15 protein-coding genes are annotated in these 17,094 nt (G+C 60.4%); 12 read left to right on the top strand and 3 right to left on the bottom strand.

Annotated features, from left to right (window positions below; translation table 11 throughout):
* Positions 1-129: 129 nt before the first annotated feature.
* On the bottom strand, positions 130-978 hold the full coding sequence (locus ACZ5TH_RS16865) for a TetR/AcrR family transcriptional regulator (protein ID WP_464795389.1): 849 nt from the start codon (positions 976-978) through the stop codon (positions 130-132).
* Positions 979-1,197: 219 nt separating this feature from the next.
* Here ACZ5TH_RS16865 and ACZ5TH_RS16860 point away from each other — a divergent pair, with 219 nt between their 5' ends.
* From ACZ5TH_RS16860 to ACZ5TH_RS16825, 8 genes are all read left to right on the top strand, one after another.
* A complete protein-coding gene (locus ACZ5TH_RS16860) occupies positions 1,198-2,031 on the top strand; it encodes an SDR family NAD(P)-dependent oxidoreductase (RefSeq protein ID WP_464795388.1) in 834 nt (277 codons plus the stop codon).
* Positions 2,028-2,354 (top strand): Rieske (2Fe-2S) protein, encoded by a 327-nt coding sequence (locus ACZ5TH_RS16855; RefSeq protein ID WP_196227127.1) that lies wholly within the window; start codon positions 2,028-2,030, stop codon positions 2,352-2,354. The genes ACZ5TH_RS16860 and ACZ5TH_RS16855 overlap by 4 nt, the downstream gene beginning before the upstream one ends.
* Positions 2,355-2,570: 216 nt before the next feature.
* Entirely contained in the window at positions 2,571-4,166 is a 1,596-nt protein-coding gene (locus ACZ5TH_RS16850; RefSeq protein WP_464795387.1) for a GMC family oxidoreductase, read from the top strand.
* 54 nt (positions 4,167-4,220) lie between these two features.
* A complete protein-coding gene (locus tag ACZ5TH_RS16845) occupies positions 4,221-5,843 on the top strand; it encodes an FAD-dependent oxidoreductase (RefSeq protein WP_449468940.1) in 1,623 nt (540 codons plus the stop codon).
* 13 nt (positions 5,844-5,856) lie between these two features.
* Positions 5,857-6,465, top strand: coding sequence for a CoxG family protein (locus ACZ5TH_RS16840; protein WP_464795386.1), 609 nt, complete (start codon positions 5,857-5,859; stop codon positions 6,463-6,465).
* A gap of 209 nt (positions 6,466-6,674) precedes the next feature.
* On the top strand, positions 6,675-8,003 hold the full coding sequence (locus ACZ5TH_RS16835) for an aromatic ring-hydroxylating oxygenase subunit alpha (RefSeq protein WP_464772807.1): 1,329 nt from the start codon (positions 6,675-6,677) through the stop codon (positions 8,001-8,003).
* Positions 8,004-8,139: 136 nt separating this feature from the next.
* Complete coding sequence (locus ACZ5TH_RS16830) at positions 8,140-8,700, top strand: VOC family protein (protein WP_449468945.1); 561 nt, start codon at positions 8,140-8,142, stop codon at positions 8,698-8,700.
* Positions 8,687-9,652 carry an aldo/keto reductase gene (locus tag ACZ5TH_RS16825; RefSeq protein WP_464795385.1) on the top strand — a complete coding sequence of 322 codons (966 nt, stop codon included), beginning with the start codon at positions 8,687-8,689 and terminating at the stop codon, positions 9,650-9,652. Before ACZ5TH_RS16830 ends, ACZ5TH_RS16825 begins: the two co-directional genes overlap by 14 nt.
* 95 nt (positions 9,653-9,747) lie before the next feature.
* Here ACZ5TH_RS16825 and ACZ5TH_RS16820 read toward each other — a convergent pair whose 3' ends face one another.
* On the bottom strand, positions 9,748-10,062 hold the full coding sequence (locus ACZ5TH_RS16820) for an NIPSNAP family protein (RefSeq protein WP_196227133.1): 315 nt from the start codon (positions 10,060-10,062) through the stop codon (positions 9,748-9,750).
* Between the two features lie 327 nt (positions 10,063-10,389).
* Between ACZ5TH_RS16820 and ACZ5TH_RS16815 the strand changes: the two genes are divergently transcribed.
* Together ACZ5TH_RS16815 and ACZ5TH_RS16810 are read left to right on the top strand one after the other, a co-directional pair.
* Positions 10,390-12,774, top strand: coding sequence for a TonB-dependent receptor (locus ACZ5TH_RS16815; protein WP_464795384.1), 2,385 nt, complete (start codon positions 10,390-10,392; stop codon positions 12,772-12,774).
* A 99-nt stretch (positions 12,775-12,873) separates the two neighbouring features.
* Positions 12,874-13,668: an SDR family oxidoreductase gene (locus tag ACZ5TH_RS16810; protein ID WP_460988923.1), complete on the top strand. Its 795-nt coding sequence runs from the start codon at positions 12,874-12,876 to the stop codon at positions 13,666-13,668.
* A 206-nt stretch (positions 13,669-13,874) separates the two neighbouring features.
* Here the strand turns inward: ACZ5TH_RS16810 and ACZ5TH_RS16805 are convergent, their stop codons facing one another.
* Positions 13,875-14,426, bottom strand: a complete 552-nt coding sequence (locus tag ACZ5TH_RS16805; protein ID WP_449468953.1) for a VOC family protein — start codon at positions 14,424-14,426, stop codon at positions 13,875-13,877.
* Between the two features lie 489 nt (positions 14,427-14,915).
* Here ACZ5TH_RS16805 and ACZ5TH_RS16800 point away from each other — a divergent pair, with 489 nt between their 5' ends.
* A complete protein-coding gene (locus ACZ5TH_RS16800) occupies positions 14,916-15,734 on the top strand; it encodes an SDR family NAD(P)-dependent oxidoreductase (RefSeq protein ID WP_460988924.1) in 819 nt (272 codons plus the stop codon).
* Positions 15,735-15,946: 212 nt separating this feature from the next.
* Positions 15,947-17,092 carry an NAD(P) transhydrogenase subunit alpha gene (locus tag ACZ5TH_RS16795; RefSeq protein ID WP_464795383.1) on the top strand — a complete coding sequence of 382 codons (1,146 nt, stop codon included), beginning with the start codon at positions 15,947-15,949 and terminating at the stop codon, positions 17,090-17,092.
* The last annotated feature ends 2 nt before the right edge of the window (positions 17,093-17,094 follow it).

The following is a 17,094-nucleotide window of genomic DNA, read 5'->3' as shown; positions in this document are numbered from 1 at the left end:
GCGGTGATGCGAAGGCGAACGACTCGTCCTTCACCGCCACCCGCCCAGCAGTCGTGTACGCTGGGCCGGGGAACTTCAGCGCCGGGGACCCTCAGCGAAAGTGCCGACACAGCGTCGGCATTGCTCAATTCACGCTTTCTTGCGACGCCTCGCCGCGGGCTTGGCCGCCAATTTGGTGACCGTGGACGCGAGCAATTCGATCTGCGCCGTGGCCATCTCAATGAGTGCCGGGTCGTCGTGCGCGGCCAGGGTTCGGGCGGCCGCCATTATTCTGTCTTCCGGCGTGGGCTCTGCGGTCGTGGTTTCTTCCGGCGCCGCACCGTAACGCGCTTCGGCCCGAGCGAGAAAATCCAGCGCGACTTCTGTCGCCTGCTTTACCGCCAGATCCGTTATCTTGCCCTGCTGCTGGATGCTGGCTTCGAAAATGGCTGACTGGATGATGACAAGGGTACGAAACGGGTCTTCTTCCGACAGTGGTTCGATCGCCCAGCCCGTATGCCACAAAGTATGGTAGGGCAGGGCGGCAACCTTGTCGAAATCCCGCACCAAATGGCGGGATTCGAACGGAATGTGACGGGCCAGCGCGCCTGGCTTTGCTGGACTGGGTTGGTTGAAATAATCCTGGATTCCCTTGATCATCAACGTGACCAATTGCTCCAGGCTTTCCGGCTTGCGCCGCCGAACATAGCGTTCCACTTCGACGCCAGTCTGCTGGACGAAGCGGATGGCGATCTGGCCCAATATCTCGTCGACGCTGGCGAAGTGGGAATAGATGGATGTCCGGGTAATGCCGCCATGATCGGCGATCATGGCGATGGAGATGTCAGCTGGCTTATGCGCCTTGAGCAGTTCAATGGTCGCTTCGATGATCCGGTCGACGCGGGCTCTGCCCGGCGCGCGCTGCCCCAGCTTCTCCCGTTCGGAAAGCAACTCGCTTTGAAGAAACTGAAGGGTATTGGGCTCGGAATCTGTCTTCAAACTGTGAGGTTTGATCTTCGCCGATATTTTCTCCGCTTTACCTTTGAGCGGCGCCAGTCCCTGTTTTTTCATCATTGAACCATATCATAGCGGGGTGAGGTTTCAAGTGAGGTCGGTTCGAAAACAGCTGTCAACTCCGATGTTGCAAAAATAGTATCCTAGCGCACGATATCGCTTTACAGCTTTCCGCTGGCGCGATAGATGGTCCTTATATGACATTTGTCTGTCTCTGAAAGGCTGTGGTGGTCGATCACGCCGGATATGGAGCGGGCTGTAGGGAGAGGTGCGTTGGGCAGTCGACTGTCTGGCAAGACGGCAATTATCACAGGCGCTGGCTCGATGCACGGCATGGGCGCGGCAACTGCCCGCCTGTTCGCTCGGGAAGGTGCGTCGGTGATCCTGACGGACCTTGACGAAGCGGGTGCTGCGGCGGTCGCGGCATCCATCACGCAGGAAAGCGGCATTGCGTTGTCCCGATCGCAGGATGTCCGTCAGGAAGAGGGATGGCAGGAACTCGCCGCCGATGCCCTCAAACGGTTCGGGCACATCGACATTCTCGTGAACAATGCGGGCATCTATCATGCGGCATATGTTTCTGACACACCCGTCGCCATGCTTGACCGCCTTTTCGAAATCAATTTGCGGGGCTCTTTCCTGGGTTGCCAGGCGGTGATCCCGCACATGCGCGCCAATGGCGGCGGTTCCATCGTCAATATCTCGTCCATTGCCGCATTGACGGGCGTTCACAGAAGCGCTGCTTATGCCGCTACCAAGGGGGCCGTTCGTGCGCTGACCAAAAGTGTCGCGCTCGATGAAGCGCCCTATGGCATCCGGTGCAATTCGGTGCACCCCGGTACGATCGAAACGCCGATGGTCGACCAATTGCTTCAGGGCGATCCGGCCGCTATCGACGCCGCCACTGCGCCGATCCCGCTCGGTCGCTTGGGCCGACCGGAAGATGTCGCGAACATGTCCCTGTTCCTGGCATCGCAAGAGGCGTCCTATGTGACGGGTGCCGAATTTGTCGTTGATGGAGGCTTGACCATAGCATGAGCGCCGACTTCCTTCCCGTCGCTGCGGCCGCCGATCTGCCGAACAACAGCAGCAAGCCGATAACAGTGAACGGCTTGGACCTTCTGCTGTGTCATGCGGACGGAGAGTTTTTCTGTGTGCAGAATGAATGCACGCATCGCGCTTTTTCCCTGGCAGCCGGACGCATCAGGCGCTGCATGGTGCTGTGCCCCGAACATGGCATGCCCTTCGACCTGCGAACCGGAAATCCCAAGGGTCAGCTGACGGACAAGCCGCTCCGCACGTTCGAAACACGTGTCGTGGATGGCCAGGTAGAGGTCGCGGTGCCTGCGGAGGTAAGTTGAGACAGCTGCGGTCGGCCGCCATTGCGTAATGTGACAAGGGTCGCATAAAGTGGATCGGGGCGCATCACGGCGTCCGGGGAAAAATTGGGGCGAAATGCGTCCTGGAGGAGTAGGATCGTTGCAAGGTCATTTGCATTTCCGCCACTGTGCGCTGGTCGGCTGTTGCGGCGCGGCTCCCCTTAACGATGGACGGACCTCGTTGCCGGAGTACGCGCATTGAACGCGGACTATATCGTTGTGGGCGCGGGAGCGGCGGGCTGTGCCGTCGCCAACCGTTTGTCGGAAGACAGCCGCCACAAGGTAATCCTGCTTGAGGCGGGGGGCACTGACCGTGATCCCCTCATCCATGCGCCCGGCGGGCTGATGCCGCTTTTGACGTCGGGCAAGCATAGCTGGAACTACAGGAGCGCGCCGCAGGAAGAGCTGAACGACCGCGTCCTTTTCCTGCCCCGTGGCAAGGTTCTGGGCGGCGGCAGCTCGATCAACGGCATGATCTATGATCGAGGCACGCCGAGCGATTACGATCGGTGGGCGGCGCTGGGCAATTCCGGCTGGTCCTATGAGGACGTGCTACCCTATTTCAAGCGGGCCGAAAGTTACGAGCCGGGCGGCGATGCGCGGTGGCACGGTCACTCCGGGCCGGTCAGGATCAGCCGCCCCGGCGTCCACAATCCACTCGCCAAGGCGTTCCTGCAAGCCTGCGAAGAAGCTGGCTACCCTTATAATGACGACACCAACGGCGCGGTTCGCGATGGCGCCGGTCCCGTCGATATGTTCGTCAGCCGGGGCCGCCGGTGGAGCGCGGCGACCGCCTACATAAAGCCGTTCCGCTCGCGCTCGAACCTGGAGGTGCGTCTGGGCGCGCAAGTGCTCAAGATATTGGTCGAAAATGGCCGCGCCGTCGGCGTTCGCATCCGGGAAAAAGGGCAGGAGCTTGACCTCCGTGCGGGCGGCGAGGTGATCCTCTGCGGCGGCGGCATCAATTCGCCCCAGCTTCTGATGCTGTCCGGCATCGGTGACGCTTCGGCCCTGTCGCAGGTCGGCGTCGACCCGGTCCATAATCTGCCCGGCGTCGGTCAGAATCTTCAGGACCATCTGTCCACCTATGTGAAGCAGGCGGTGACGCAGCCGGTATCCCACTATCAATATGTCAGCCCGCTGAAGGGGGCGCTGGCCTTTGCGCAATATCTGGCTTTCCGCACGGGGCCGCTCGCCAGCACCGGCATGGAAGCGGTCGCCTATGTGCGATCGCAACCGGACCTCGCTGAGCCGGACATAAAGCTGTCGCTCGTGCTAGCGCTGATGAATGACACGCTGACAGGCCTGATGCCGCGTCATGGCTTCATGGCGCATGTCTGCGTCGTCCGGCCCCACAGCCGTGGCCATGTGACGCTGGCCTCGCCCGACCCGCAGGCCGCGCCGGTCGTGGATCACCGCTATCTTAGCGACACCCGTGACATGGTCGATTTCCGCAATGGCATCCGCGTGTGCCGCCAGATTTTCGGACAGGCCGCCTTCGATCCCTATCGCGGCGATGAATTGTCGCCGGGCGCGTCTGTACAGACTGACAGCCAGATCGACGCCTTCATCCGTGCCAACGCAAGTGCGGATTATCACACGGCCGGTACGTGCAAGATGGGATCGGACGATGATAGCGTCGTCGATGCCCGCCTGCGGGTCCGGGGCATTGGCGGGCTACGGGTCGCCGACACGTCGGTGATGCCGACGCTCGTCGGCGGAAATACGAACATGCCCGCCATCATGATTGGCGAAAAGGCGGCGGACCTGATCAAGGGACGCAGCCATGCGTGACAAGTGCAAACGACATAGGAAGCGGCGCGAACCGCGAGCGACTGGAGAGCTATAATGCCGGTATGGGATGAGGTTTTCGACGTGGTGGTCATGGGCTCCGGCGCGGCGGGTGTTTCCGCCGCGATCGCGGCGCAGCATCGCGGTTGCAAGACGCTGGTGCTGGAGCGCAGCGACAAGCTGGGCGGGACGAGCGCCGTGTCGGGCGGCGTGCCGTGGATCCCCAACAATCACCACATGCATGAGGTTGGAACGACCGACTCGCGCGAACAGGCGCTCACCTATCTTCGCAGCCTTTCGCTCGGCAAAATGGATATCGAACTGGCCGAAACCTATGTCGATGAAGCGCCGGGCGTGTTGCGTTATCTCGAGCAAGAGACCCAGCTGGCGTTCCGGGCGCTCAAGACGCCCGATTATCACCCGGAACATCCCGGCGGCACCTTCGGCCGCTCCGTAAGCCCCGGCCTGTTTCCTGCGGGCGAGTTGGGGGAACTGCGCGCGCACCTGCGTTCGGCCCCCTGCTTCCCGCTGCCTGTCGCGATGACCGACATTGATGACGGGACCAATATGCTGGACCCCGAAATCATCGGCGACCGCCTCGCCAAGGGCATGGTGGGCACCGGCATGGCGCTGATGGCTGGCCTCATCAAGGGCGCGGTGGACAAGGGCGTGGAGTTTCGCCGCAACGCCCGTGGCCGCCGTCTGGTGATCGACGATGGCGCCATTGTCGGCATTGAGGTCGAACAGGATGGCCGCATGGTCAGGATCGGCGCCCGTCGCGCCGTCATTCTGGCAAGCGGCGGCTTTGAATGGAACAAGGACATGGCGACCGACCTGATGGGCGCTCCCATCGAAGGTCCCCTCAGCCCGCCTTTCAATGAGGGCGACGGCCTCATCATGGCGGCCGAGGCGCAGGCGAGCATGGCCAATGCCCATGAAGCCTGGTGGATGCCGATGATCCGCATTCCGGGTGACGAATATGAAGGGCAGCAGCTCAACCGCATGGTGGTCGGCGAAAGAGCCTCGCCCGGTTCGATCATGGTAAACCGCGCGGGCAAGCGCTTCGTCAACGAAGCCCACAATTATAATGACGTTGGCCGCTCCTTCCGCAACTTCGACCCAGTGGCGTTCGACTATCCGAACCTGCCCGCCTGGATCATCCTCGATTCGACTTTCCTCGACAAATATCCGTTCGGCACGCGCTATCCTGGCGATCCGATTCCGGCATGGCTCGAATCCGCGCCGACGCTCCGCGAACTGGCGGAGAAAATCGGCGTAAACCCAGATGGCCTTGAAGACACGGTCACACGCTTCAACGCGAATGTCGAACGGGGTGAGGACCCCGACTTCCACCGTGGCCGGAGCAAATATGATCGTCATTATGGCGACCCGTCACGCGAAGGAGCACTCCAATCGCTGGGGCCGATCCAGCAAGGCCCCTTCTATGCCTGCCGGGTCTATTCCGGTGTGCTTGGCACAAAGGGCGGACCGAAGATCAACGCCAAGTCGGAAGTGGTGAACGTCAGGGGCGGCCGCATCCCCGGCCTTTACGCGGCGGGGAACGTCTCCGGCGGCTTCACCGGCATGGCCTATCCGGGCGCCGGGGCCACGATCGGGCCGGGCCTGGTCTTCGGCCACATCGCCGGACGCGAGGCGGCGTCCAGCGTCAACAGGTTCTGAAAAGGAGGCGACATTGCCCGAAGTCGAACATACCACAACGGTCACCGCCTCCCTGCCTCAGGTCTGGAATTTCGTCGAGGACATGGACAATTGGGCGCCGTTCCTCACAGGGTATCAGCGCCACGAGAAGATCAACCGCGATGAATCCATCTGGGTTGTGAAGGGCGAGCTGGGCGGCCTGACTCGCAGCGCGGAGTTCAAGGTCCAGGTCACGGAATGGAACGAGCCTAGCCGCGTCACCTTCGTGATGCAGGGTTTGCAGGAGCCTGTCACCGGCTCGGGCGAGTTTCTGGCGATCGATCTGGGCGGCGGCATCGCGAATGCCGCGCCACCCGCCCCCGCTCCCGCACATTCACCCTCAGGCGGCTGGCTGAGCAGATTGTGGGAACGCCTGTCCCGCTGGTTGCTGCGGCGCGTCACCAACAGCGTCGATGTGCAAGCGGCAGCGCCCGTGGCAGATGCGGGGGATCCGAACACGCAGATCACTTTCCGGCTCAACGTTCAGGCGGGTGGAGCCACCGGGCCGGTCCTCAACCTGCTGCTGGGACCGATGCTGAAGCCGGTTGCTGAAGATCTGGCGATGAAGATCGCCCAGGCGGTGGACAAGCCGTCACAAGCATAAATCTTGCGCGGGGTCTGCCATAAAGGCGCGGACTCCGCGAAGGAAGGATACTCCGCTATTGACGGACAAATGTCCGTTATGCATGATCGTCCGGAACCTGGCCGCCTTTTGCCTAGTGCGCGTAAAGCGGGCCGTTGGATGTAGCTGGACGATTGGAAACAGGATCAGCGCGCCGGGATGCGCCTGGATTGAATCGACAGGAGATGGAAATGACGGAAAATCTGGTCGCCGAGGCAGGAGCCGGACGTTCTTCGAAACTTCAGGGTTGGCGCTATTTCGACCGCGACTTCGCGGGGCGGGAATGGGACGCAGTCTGGACCAAAAGCTGGCTCGTGGTGTGCCGTGAAGACCAGATCCCTGAGCCGGGCGACTTCCTGGTGGAAGAGGTTGGCACGGAATCCATTCTGGTCGTGCGTCAGGAGGATGGCGGCATCAAGGCCTTCTACAATGTCTGCCAGCATCGCGGGAACAAGCTGGTGTCCGTGGCGGAAGGGTCCATGCCATCCTTCACCTGTGCCTATCACAGCTGGAAATGGTCGCTGGAAGGCGAGTGCATCGGCGCGCAGGACCCGGAGGACTTCTCCGCAGGCTCCCCATGTGGACGCAAGCGGCTCGCCGAGATCAACAGCGAGACCTTCGCCAGCTTCGTCTGGGTGAACATGGACGCCAACCCGATGCCTCTCAAAGAGTATCTGGGCGAACTGTACGAGCCTTTGGCGCGCTATCCCTTCGAGCAGATGCATTGCACTCAGGCGATATCGGTGCGGATGCCCTGCAACTGGAAGATCATTTCGGACAATTTCCGCGAAACATATCACATCCCCACCGCGCATCCGGAGGGGCTGTATGTGAACGAGCCCTATTATGTGACGGCGGTCATCGAAACGCTGAAGAACGGCCATGCGCGCCTTGTGACGCCGGGCAGCCAGCCTTCGCGCTATCTGCCTGACGGCAAGCTGGCGATCGACGAGTATCTGATTCAGGATCTCAAGACCTGGGAATTGCAGCCGGAAGATTTCAAGGACAAGCCGCTGGCGATCCGGGAAGCGATCATCGCGCAAAAGCGGAAGCTGGGCGTCGAGCGCGGCCATAGCCATTATGACCGGATGGAAGATGCGCAACTGACCGACACCTTCCTCTATTCGATCTTCCCTAACCTGACGCTGACCTGTTTTTCGGATGGCATGCTGTTCCTGCGCGCCTGGCCGCACCCGACCGACCCCGAAAAATGCACCTTCGACACCTGGTTCTATGCGACGGGTTCAGAGGATTTCTTCACCAAGATGCTGACCTCGGCGGGCGGCGTGGCTGACACCGTGCGTGCGCCTGTAGAACGCGAATGGCGCAACTTCGGCGAAGGAAGCCTTGGCATCACGCTCGATGGCGATGCCGGTATCATGGAGGCGCAGCAGCGCGGCATGCATTCGCGCGGGTGGAATGGCGCGGAACTGGCCGGGCAGGAAAAGCGGATTTCCCACTATCACGACCGCATCGATCAACTGATCGCCGAAAATGGGATGTCCATCGCCGCTGAATGACGAACACGCTGCGGGCGTACGCGTCCGCAGCGCCGATAGGCGTGGTAGCTTCGGCCAGCGGTTACCGAAATGCAAAAACGTGCGCCCGCACCCTCGGGCGGCGAACCGACGATTGCCGATTAAAAGGAGAGGCTCGATGTTCCTGGACCCTGTTTCAGGCCAACTCAAGAAGGTGCGGCAGATCGCATTCGTCGTACCGGACGCGATCGAATGGGCGCGCCGACACATGGCCCGCTTCGGCTCTGGCCCCTTCTTTGTGCTCGCGCACCTTCCCCATGACCTGCAAACCTATCGCGGCAAGGAAATCGACCTCGATACGACAGGTGTCGTCGGCCAATGGGGCGATGTGATGGTCGAACTGGTGGAACAGCATTGTGACACGCCATCGGCCTACAGCGAACTTTATCCGACGGGTGGTCCCGGCCTGCACCATATGACGGTGTTCGTTGACGACATTCACGCGGCGATCAAGGATTATGAAAGCAAGGGCTTTGATAATATCCTTTATTCCGTCGTGTCACCGCTCGGCGACTCCAAACCCAGCCCCTATGCGATGATGGACACGCGCAAGGAGTTCGGCATGCTGACCGAATTCTATGAAGAGGCCGTCGTCAGCGACTTTTACAAGATGGTGCGGGATGCCGCCGAAGGCTGGGACGGGTCCGATCCCATCCGTTACATATATGGCCAACCCTGAAGGGGATATTCTCGACATGGAAAAGCGTAATCTCGGGAAATCCGACCTTAAAGTCTCTATTGCCGGTCTTGGCTGCAATAATTTCGGCTGGTTTCTGGACAAGGAAAAATCCCTTGAGGTGATCTCGGCTGCGCTGGACGCCGGGATCAACTTCTTCGACACCGCCAACAACTATGGTTTTCCTCCCGGAGAATCGGAACGCATCCTCGGCGAAGCCTTTCGCGGTCGCCGGGATTCCGTGATCATCGCCACGAAAGTCGGCGACAAGGTTGGCGACAACGACGATAATCAGGGTGCCGCCCCTGCCTATGTGCGACGGGCTCTGGAAGAGAGCCTTGCCAATTTGGGCACTGATTATGTCGATCTCTACCAGCTGCATTATCCCGATCCGAAGGTGCCCATTAGCGAAACGCTGGCCGCATTCGACCAGCTGATTCAGGAGGGCAAGGTGCGCTATGTCGGCTGTGCGAACCACAGTGCCGCCCAGCTGGCCGAAGCACTGGACGCAGCCGGAGCCAGCAATCGTGCGGCTTTCATATCATGCCAATCCGAATACAGCCTGCTTGCGCGTGATGTCGAAAGCGAACTTGCGCCCTTGATGGTCGCCAATGGCGTTGGGTTTCTGCCTTACTTTCCCCTCGCCAACGGGTTGCTGACCGGCAAATATCTGGGTGGCGACGACAGTTCGGGCCGTCTGGAAACCCTCAGGCAGATACCTTTCTTCGACAAGTTCCTGACGCCGGAAAGGTTTGAGAAAGTCAGCCGTCTCGGGGAGATTTCCCGCAAATCGAGCATCCCGATGGTGAAACTGGCTCTCGGCTGGCTCGCCGCAAAGCCCTTCGTCTCATCCGTGATCGCCGGGGCGACAAAGCCCGAACAGGTTTACGCCAATGCGCAGGCCTGCATGACAGTCTTGCCGCAAGACATAATGACGGAGCTCGATCAGCTGTAATTAGCGACCGTCCCCGGTCACTGCGACCGGGAAGCATCACTACAAGAAACGGCGGGAAGCTCTAAGCCTCCCGCCGTTTCAATTTCAGCGGTGTGTCAATGCGCCGGTGAATAGGGCGCTGCATCAGCGAAGATCAGCGTTTCCTTCGCACCGCTCCGGCAGATTTCCTGATAGATTTTGCCACCTTCAGGCGCGCTTGCCATTGCCTGGATACCGGCATCGAAAGCATTCATGTCCGGCAATTTCCAAAGATGGATGACGGTATTGGCCCGCCCGATCTTGGTGACGAGCCCGGCGATCATCTCCCAGCCCGCGCCTTCGGCGATGCGCTTCATCTCAGGAACTATGTTCAAAAAGACGGGAAGCGTCTCATAATCGAGTTCCAACGTTGCCTGAAGATAAACGCTCATCTGATATCCACTCCTTGCGATCGCGGTCGGAGCTAGGCTCTCACCGCACAATCTCACGATAAATGACGAACGTCTGATATTCAAGCGACGACATGATGCTTCAAAGACCGGCCGATCGCGTGACCGGGATGGCCGTTAAACCGAGCGCGAAAAGAAAAATAACCGTCATATGTCAGATAAAAGTACTCGTATGCGCTTGTCACGGGCGCTTCACTGTTGACCCTTCGGCGAAAAGCAGTTAGCTAGCACACTTGTGTAGCGACAAGTCGATTCAGAAAGAGTCGCGGCCACATCGGATCAAAAATCAGCGTTGAATGGGGAGGATATATGCGAGGCCTGGCATTTTCGTCGGCGATAGCGATCGCAACTGCGTTGGGCGGCTTTCAGGCGGCATTGGCCGCAGAGCCGCAGCAAGCGCCGGACGCGGCCGCAGCCAATCAGCCCCAGCAATCCGAAGGACTTTCGGACATCATCGTAACCGCGCAGAAGCGCGCCGAGCCACTTCAAAGTGTGCCTGTCTCCGTTTCCGCGTTCAGCAATGACACGCTTCAAAAGGCCCGCGTCGACGGCCTGACCGGCCTTCGCGGCCTCGTGCCGGGCATGACCGTCACGCGTTCCGGCGCAGCCGTCGACGTGCCCCAGATCAGCTTGCGCGGCATTTCCATTCAGGACGTGCTGCCCAGCGTCGAGGCCGGTATCGGCATCACGCTCGATGGCATTCCGATCGCGTTCCAGCGCGGCGCGCTCATCGATGCGTTCGATGTCCAGCGCGTGGAGGTTCTGCGCGGCCCGCAGGGCGTTCTGAACGGCAAGAACACGACCGGCGGGGTGATCAACGTGATCCGCCTCCGGCCCGACCCGTCGGCGGACACGACGGGCAAGGTGCGCTTAACGGTGGGCAGCTTCGGCCAGAACGACTACGAAGGCTACATTATGGCCCCGGTGATCAAGGACGTGCTCGCGGTCAAGGCGACCGTTTCGGTGCGCAAGGATAATGGCCAGTTCCGCAACATCGTGACCGGCGGACGGGAGGGCGATCGTGATGTCCGGCAATACTCGCTCGCCGCTGTTGCAACCCCCACCGATCGCCTGAACATCTATTTGGCATTCGACCGGCTGGAAAACGACAGCCAGATTCCGCCCTATACGCCCCTTAACGTCCCCGATTTCATCCCTTATCCGTTGCCGGGCTATGTCGGTGGCGCAAACGCGACCTGTTACAATCCGGCGACGAGCATCGTCTGCGGCCCGCTTGCCAATCTCGACAAGGGCAAGAATGTCGTCGAAACGACCCAGCTTCCCGCATCTCTGCGCATGACTGCGGTGACCGGTGAAGTGTCGTACGATTTGACCGATCAGGTCAAATTCGTTTCGCTGACCGGCTATCGCGAGTTCCACGAACGGCAGACCAGCGATTTCGACGCAACCCGCTTTGCGCTGTTCCGCGACAAGGCCCGGGTCGATGCCAAGCAGTTCTCGCAGGAGGCCCGCTTCGCAACGTCGTTCGAGGGGCCGTTCAACGTCGTTGCCGGCGCATTTTACATGAACTACTCCTATACGGAGGTGCAAGATCCGTCGCTTGACGTGTCGATGCTGCCCGACGGGTTTCTCACCACGGGCAGTCCGATCCTCACGAACGGCTTGCCGACTTTCTCGACTCCGCCGGGCGTAGCGTTCCTCAATTCACTCAACCGGTACGATACGCATCAGACCAACAAGACCTTCGCCTTGTTCTTCCAGGCGGACTATGACATCACTGAAAAACTTCAGTTGTCGGTTGGTGCCCGTCAGACCTGGGACAGGAAGACGACTGCCTATAGTTTGTGGGACCCCGTATTTTCTACCGTGCGGGACAATGATGTTATCGGGCCGCTGGTCGGAAGCGTTGCAGGGCGCGCCAAGTTCAAAAAGTTTACGCCGAAGGTGAACCTGCAATACAAGTTTACGCCCGACGTCATGGCCTATGCCCAATACAGCCGTGGTTACAACACCGGCGGCTTCAACGGTCGTCCTGGCAACCTGGTTACCGCAACACAGGCCTATTTGCCCGAAACGATGGATGCGTTCGAGGTCGGCCTCAAGACCGAATTCCTCAATAACCGGGTTCGCCTGAACCTTTCCGCGTTCCACAACACGCTGAGCGACAAGCAGGAAAATATCCTGCAGGTCGTCGGAACCACGAACGTCACCAACACCCTGAACGCCGCCAAGGCTCGTTATCAGGGCATCGAAGCCGAATTGGCCGTTGCGCCGATGCGGGGGTGGACGATCTCCGGATCGCTCGGCTATCTCGAAGCGAAGTATCTGAACTTCATCGGTAATCTGGGGCAGGGAGAGACGGACCTTTCCGGATTGAAGCTGCGGCGCACCCCGAAATGGACCGGTGGTCTGATTTCGGACTACAGCTTCGACGCCGGTCCGGGGACCATCGGCCTGAACGCGGCTCTGTTCCATACGTCGCGGTACCAAACGGACGTGATCAACGACCCGCGTGCGTCGATCCCGCCGGTGACGAAGGTCGACCTCGGTGTACGCTACGAGTTCCCGGTGAGCGGCAACACCACGCTCGAGGTCTCGGGCTTCGTCAAGAACGTGACCGACAACACCACGTACGACGGTTACACGTCGGGCGAGGCGGTATTCACCTTCATCGACTGGGCCAACCCGTCGCCGGGCCGGACCTGGGGCGCGTCGCTGACCGCGCGCTTCTGACACGACATGGCGGGCCGCCTCGTCAGCCTGGCGAGGCGGCCCGGCCTTTTCGCTTTTCATCAGGCTGCGGCGGGGCACCGAAAATCCCAGGAGTTGAATATGAGGCTTGAAGGAAAAGTAGCACTGGTCACCGGCGCCGCGGGCGAACAGAACATGGCCCAGAAGATCGCCGAGCGCCTCGCCCAGGAAGGCGCGAAGGTCGTCGTGACCGGTCGTCACGAAGAGCCGTTGCGCAAGCTCGCGGCAGAGATCGGCGGCAGCTACATATTGATGGACATCACCAGCAAGGCCGATGTCGATGCCGCCGCTGACTTTGCCGTCAAAACCTATGGCAAACTGGACGTCGCGGTGAACGCGACTGGCTGGGGGCTGATGAAGCCGACCCATGAAACGACGGAGGCTGATCTCGACAAGATCATGGACATCCAGTTCAAAGGCCCCTTCTTCTTCATCCAGGCGATGTTGCGGGTAATGGGGCAGGGCGGATCGATCATCCAGATTTCATCCGCCACGGCGACCATCATGCTGGAAAATCACGCCGCCTATATGGGCACCAAGGCCGGAATCGACCATGTGATCCGTACCGTGGCGAACGAATATGGCGCGCGGGGCATCCGGGCGAACTCCATTTCGCCGGGCCTCACCGAAACGCCGATGGCTGGCGACAGCTTCAGCGTGAAGGAACTGATCGACGCCTTTGCAAAGGAATATCCGCTCGGCCGCCTTGGCACGCGCGAAGACATTGCGGCTGCGGTCGTGTGGCTGGCATCCGACGAATGTTTCATGACCGGCCAGAATCTTCAGGTAAATGGCGGGCTCACGCTCCGCCGCAACCCGATCCTGTCCGAACTGGGCGAGGTGGCCGCGCGTGCCACGGCGCATCTGAGCAGCTGACAACGACACAGCGGTGCGGGCGGGAGCATCGCTTCCGTCCGCAAACGCGCAGGGAATGCAGAAAGGGAGGGTAGCGCTGGCTACCCTCCCTACTTTGCTTCTGAATTCGGCGGGGGCAGTGCTGAGTGGGCACCGCCTGAACAACCCATTTTCTATAAGCAGCAGCCGCCCCGACCTGTTAGCTGTCGGAGCGGCTCCACCTCGTCTTAAAGGTCGGTGAACTGCATCCGGCGGATCGGATCGGTGCCATCAAATCCTTCCGCGGACTTCTTCATATGGTCGTAGAAGGGACGGGTGCCTTCTTCTTCATAAAGTTCAGTCATCACGCCAAGTTGTTTCGACGTATCCATGATGGCGTAGCGGCCCATACCATTAGGGAAGGTTTCGCCATAAAGAGCAGCCTCGCAGCCTTCAGCTTCATATTGAGCCATCCGCTTGTCCAGATCGTCGACGAACATGGCGAAATGGTGAATCCGCGACTCGCCCTTCTTCACAAGATCACGATAGGCGGACGGTTCATCATCATGCTGCTGCACGAATTCGGCGGTGATATTGCCCCACTGACCATAGACGGAGGTGACGTCGATGACGCTGTCCTTGCCGCGATAGCGATGCACGTGAAGCGGATAATGTTCGACTGCCCAGAACGGCCCCGATCCATAACGGCGGGAATGGGCACGGGCGGCTTCGATGGCGTCTGGCACCACAAAAGCGATCTGCGTGATCGCGAGGGCGGGTGTGAAGATAAAATCACTCATGGCGTTGCTTCCTTCAAAGACAATTGTCAGATGATTGATTCGATGATGAGGGTAATCGCGCGAGGGATCCGATCTTCGCCGACGGCATTGGACCATGTCGGCCGCCGGTGGCCAAGGACATGCCGCAGGTCCGAAAACCAGCGTATTTCCTGGCCCTTGAGCGAGCTGGCCCTCCGCTATGCAGCGCTTTTGGTGACCTTTTGATGATCATTCATCCTCTACCCGGAGCGGCTCATGCCCTGCTCCTCCGTCGCTGATTTCTCGACAAACGACAAATGTCTGCTAACGAATATGCCTCCATTCGTCAAATTGATAAATGGCGGCATCGACTGGATGGGGTTGGGGAGGCGGCCCTTTGGGTGGCGGGACAGCGCATTGGTCATTGACTAAATGAACGACAACCGTCAGGTAATATGCCAACACCTTTGGCGCTGACGGGCGTTCGCTGGCGGATTGGGTGCTTGCAACGCGGACTTATGGAGAGGAAAAATGACCTATAATTTGACGGTGCGGCGCGAAGGTGCCGTGTTCATCATCGGCGGAACCGGCGGCGCGGGGTCGGCGATCGTGCGCGCCTTTGCAAAGACTGGCGCCAATATCGCCTTCACCTACAACAGCAATGAAACCAAGGCGAATGCGTTGGTGAATGAACTGGAAAGCGAAGGGGTAACGGCATCTGCCAGCAAGCTGGACATAACCGACTTGCAGGCTGTCGAACAATGTATCAGCGGCGTGGTGAAGCGTTTCGGTCATATCCACACGGTCATCTATGCGTCCGGGCCGATGTGGGACAACACTCTGCAACTGGCCGACGTGAAGCCCAGCTTCATGGAGTTTCTCGTGAAGACCGAACTGTTCGGTTTCTTCAATGTGATCAGCGCGACCAAGGAACAGATGCGCGCCAATAAGGGCGTCATCACTGTTTGCACCAGCTTCGGCAACGCCCGTCGCTTCGATCGCGACGGTCAGTCGGCGGTGCCAAAGGCGGGTCTGGAAAGCATGGCGCTTTATCTGGCGGCGGAAGAGGCTGTCTACGGAGTGCGCGCGAATGTCGTCCGCCTGGGCTGGTTCAACTTCGGTATGGGCGCGATCGACAAGACGGAGGCTTCGCTCGATGATCCGGGTCGTGCCATGACCGGCGGCGACGCTGGGGCCGAAGCGCTGGAATGGATGACCAGCCGCATTCGCCTGGGCAATCGGCCGGGTCGGGGCGAGGAGCTTGCCAGCATGGTGCTCTACCTTTCGTCTGAACAGGCGTCCTATGTCACCGGCCAGATCACCTGCGTCGACGGCGGCATTTCGCTTTGAACCTTTGGGCAGGCGCCAGTCTTCATGAAGGCGCCTGCTCCATGACGGCCCGCTGCACACACACCTGCGTGGGCTGCATCGATAATTGACATATGTCAGATAACATGTATCACTGGCGCGGCCCGCGAAGGCTGAATCGGGCTACTCCCGCATAGCGAGGCATATCAGCTGCGGTGATCGTTGTCCGGCTGACTGAGGCAGAGAGAGGATCGATGGTAAATATTTCCGTCCTGGCCGGACAGGTGGCTGGTGAATGTCGCATAGCCATGACGCCTTCGATTGTCGCACGATATGCAAAGCTCGGCCTGTCGACGCTGGTCGAAAGTGGTGCAGGTCTTGCGGCGGGCTTCTCTGATGACGCCTATGCCGCGCAGGGTGCCCTGATTGTGGATCGCAAGGAAGCGCTGGCGCAGGCGGATGTCGTGGTCACGGTGCGTCCTCCGGCTGCCGCTGAACTGCTCGGGGTTCGTCGGGGAACGAAGCTGGTCGGTGGCTTGGCACCCTTTGCAGATCCGGGCAGGATCGCCGCCTATGCCGATCTGGGGGTGGAAGCGATGGCGCTTGAACTGCTCCCGCGCACGACCCGCGCGCAGGCGATGGATATATTGTCCAGCCAGGCCAATCTCGCGGGTTATCATGCCGTTGCGCGGGCCACCACGGAACTCAATCGCTGCCTGCCGATGATGACCACGGCCGCAGGTTCGATCGCTGCCGCCAAGGCCTTCATCATGGGTGTGGGCGTCGCGGGCCTTCAGGCGATCGCGACTGCGCGGCGGCTGGGCGCGGTCGTATCCGCCACCGATGTGCGGCCCGAAACGCGCGAGCAGATCATGTCTCTGGGCGCCAAGCCCATATTCGAAGAGATTCAGGACGGCGACCAGCTGACCGCAGCGGTGGGCGGCTATGCCGGGGAAATGAGCGAAGCCTATCGGCAGCGTCAGGCGGCCTTGGTCAGCGGGCATATCGCCGGGCAGGACATGGTCGTCACGACCGCCCTCATCCCCGGACGGCCCGCTCCGCGCCTGATCAGCGACGCGCAGATCGCAAGCATGAAACCGGGCAGCGTGATCGTCGATCTGGCCGCCGAAAACGGCGGCAATGTCGAAGGTGTCATCGCCGGGGAAATGGTGCTGCGTCATGGCGTCAAGCTCATCGGGCTTGTCGATGGAGCGGCGAGGGTCGCCGTGGACGCGTCGAACCTGTTCGCGCGCAACTGCTATAATTTCATCGAAGCCTATTGGGACAAGGCGGAAAAGAGGTTGACGATGCCCGCCGACGACGCGCTGATCGAAGCGGTAACGCTGACCCGCCATGGCGAGATCGTCCACCCGCGCTTCGTGCAGGCAGCGGCGGCCTGAAC

Source organism: Sphingobium sp. TomTYG73, from assembly GCF_055394245.1.
This window is presented reverse-complemented; position numbering and strand designations above follow the sequence as displayed.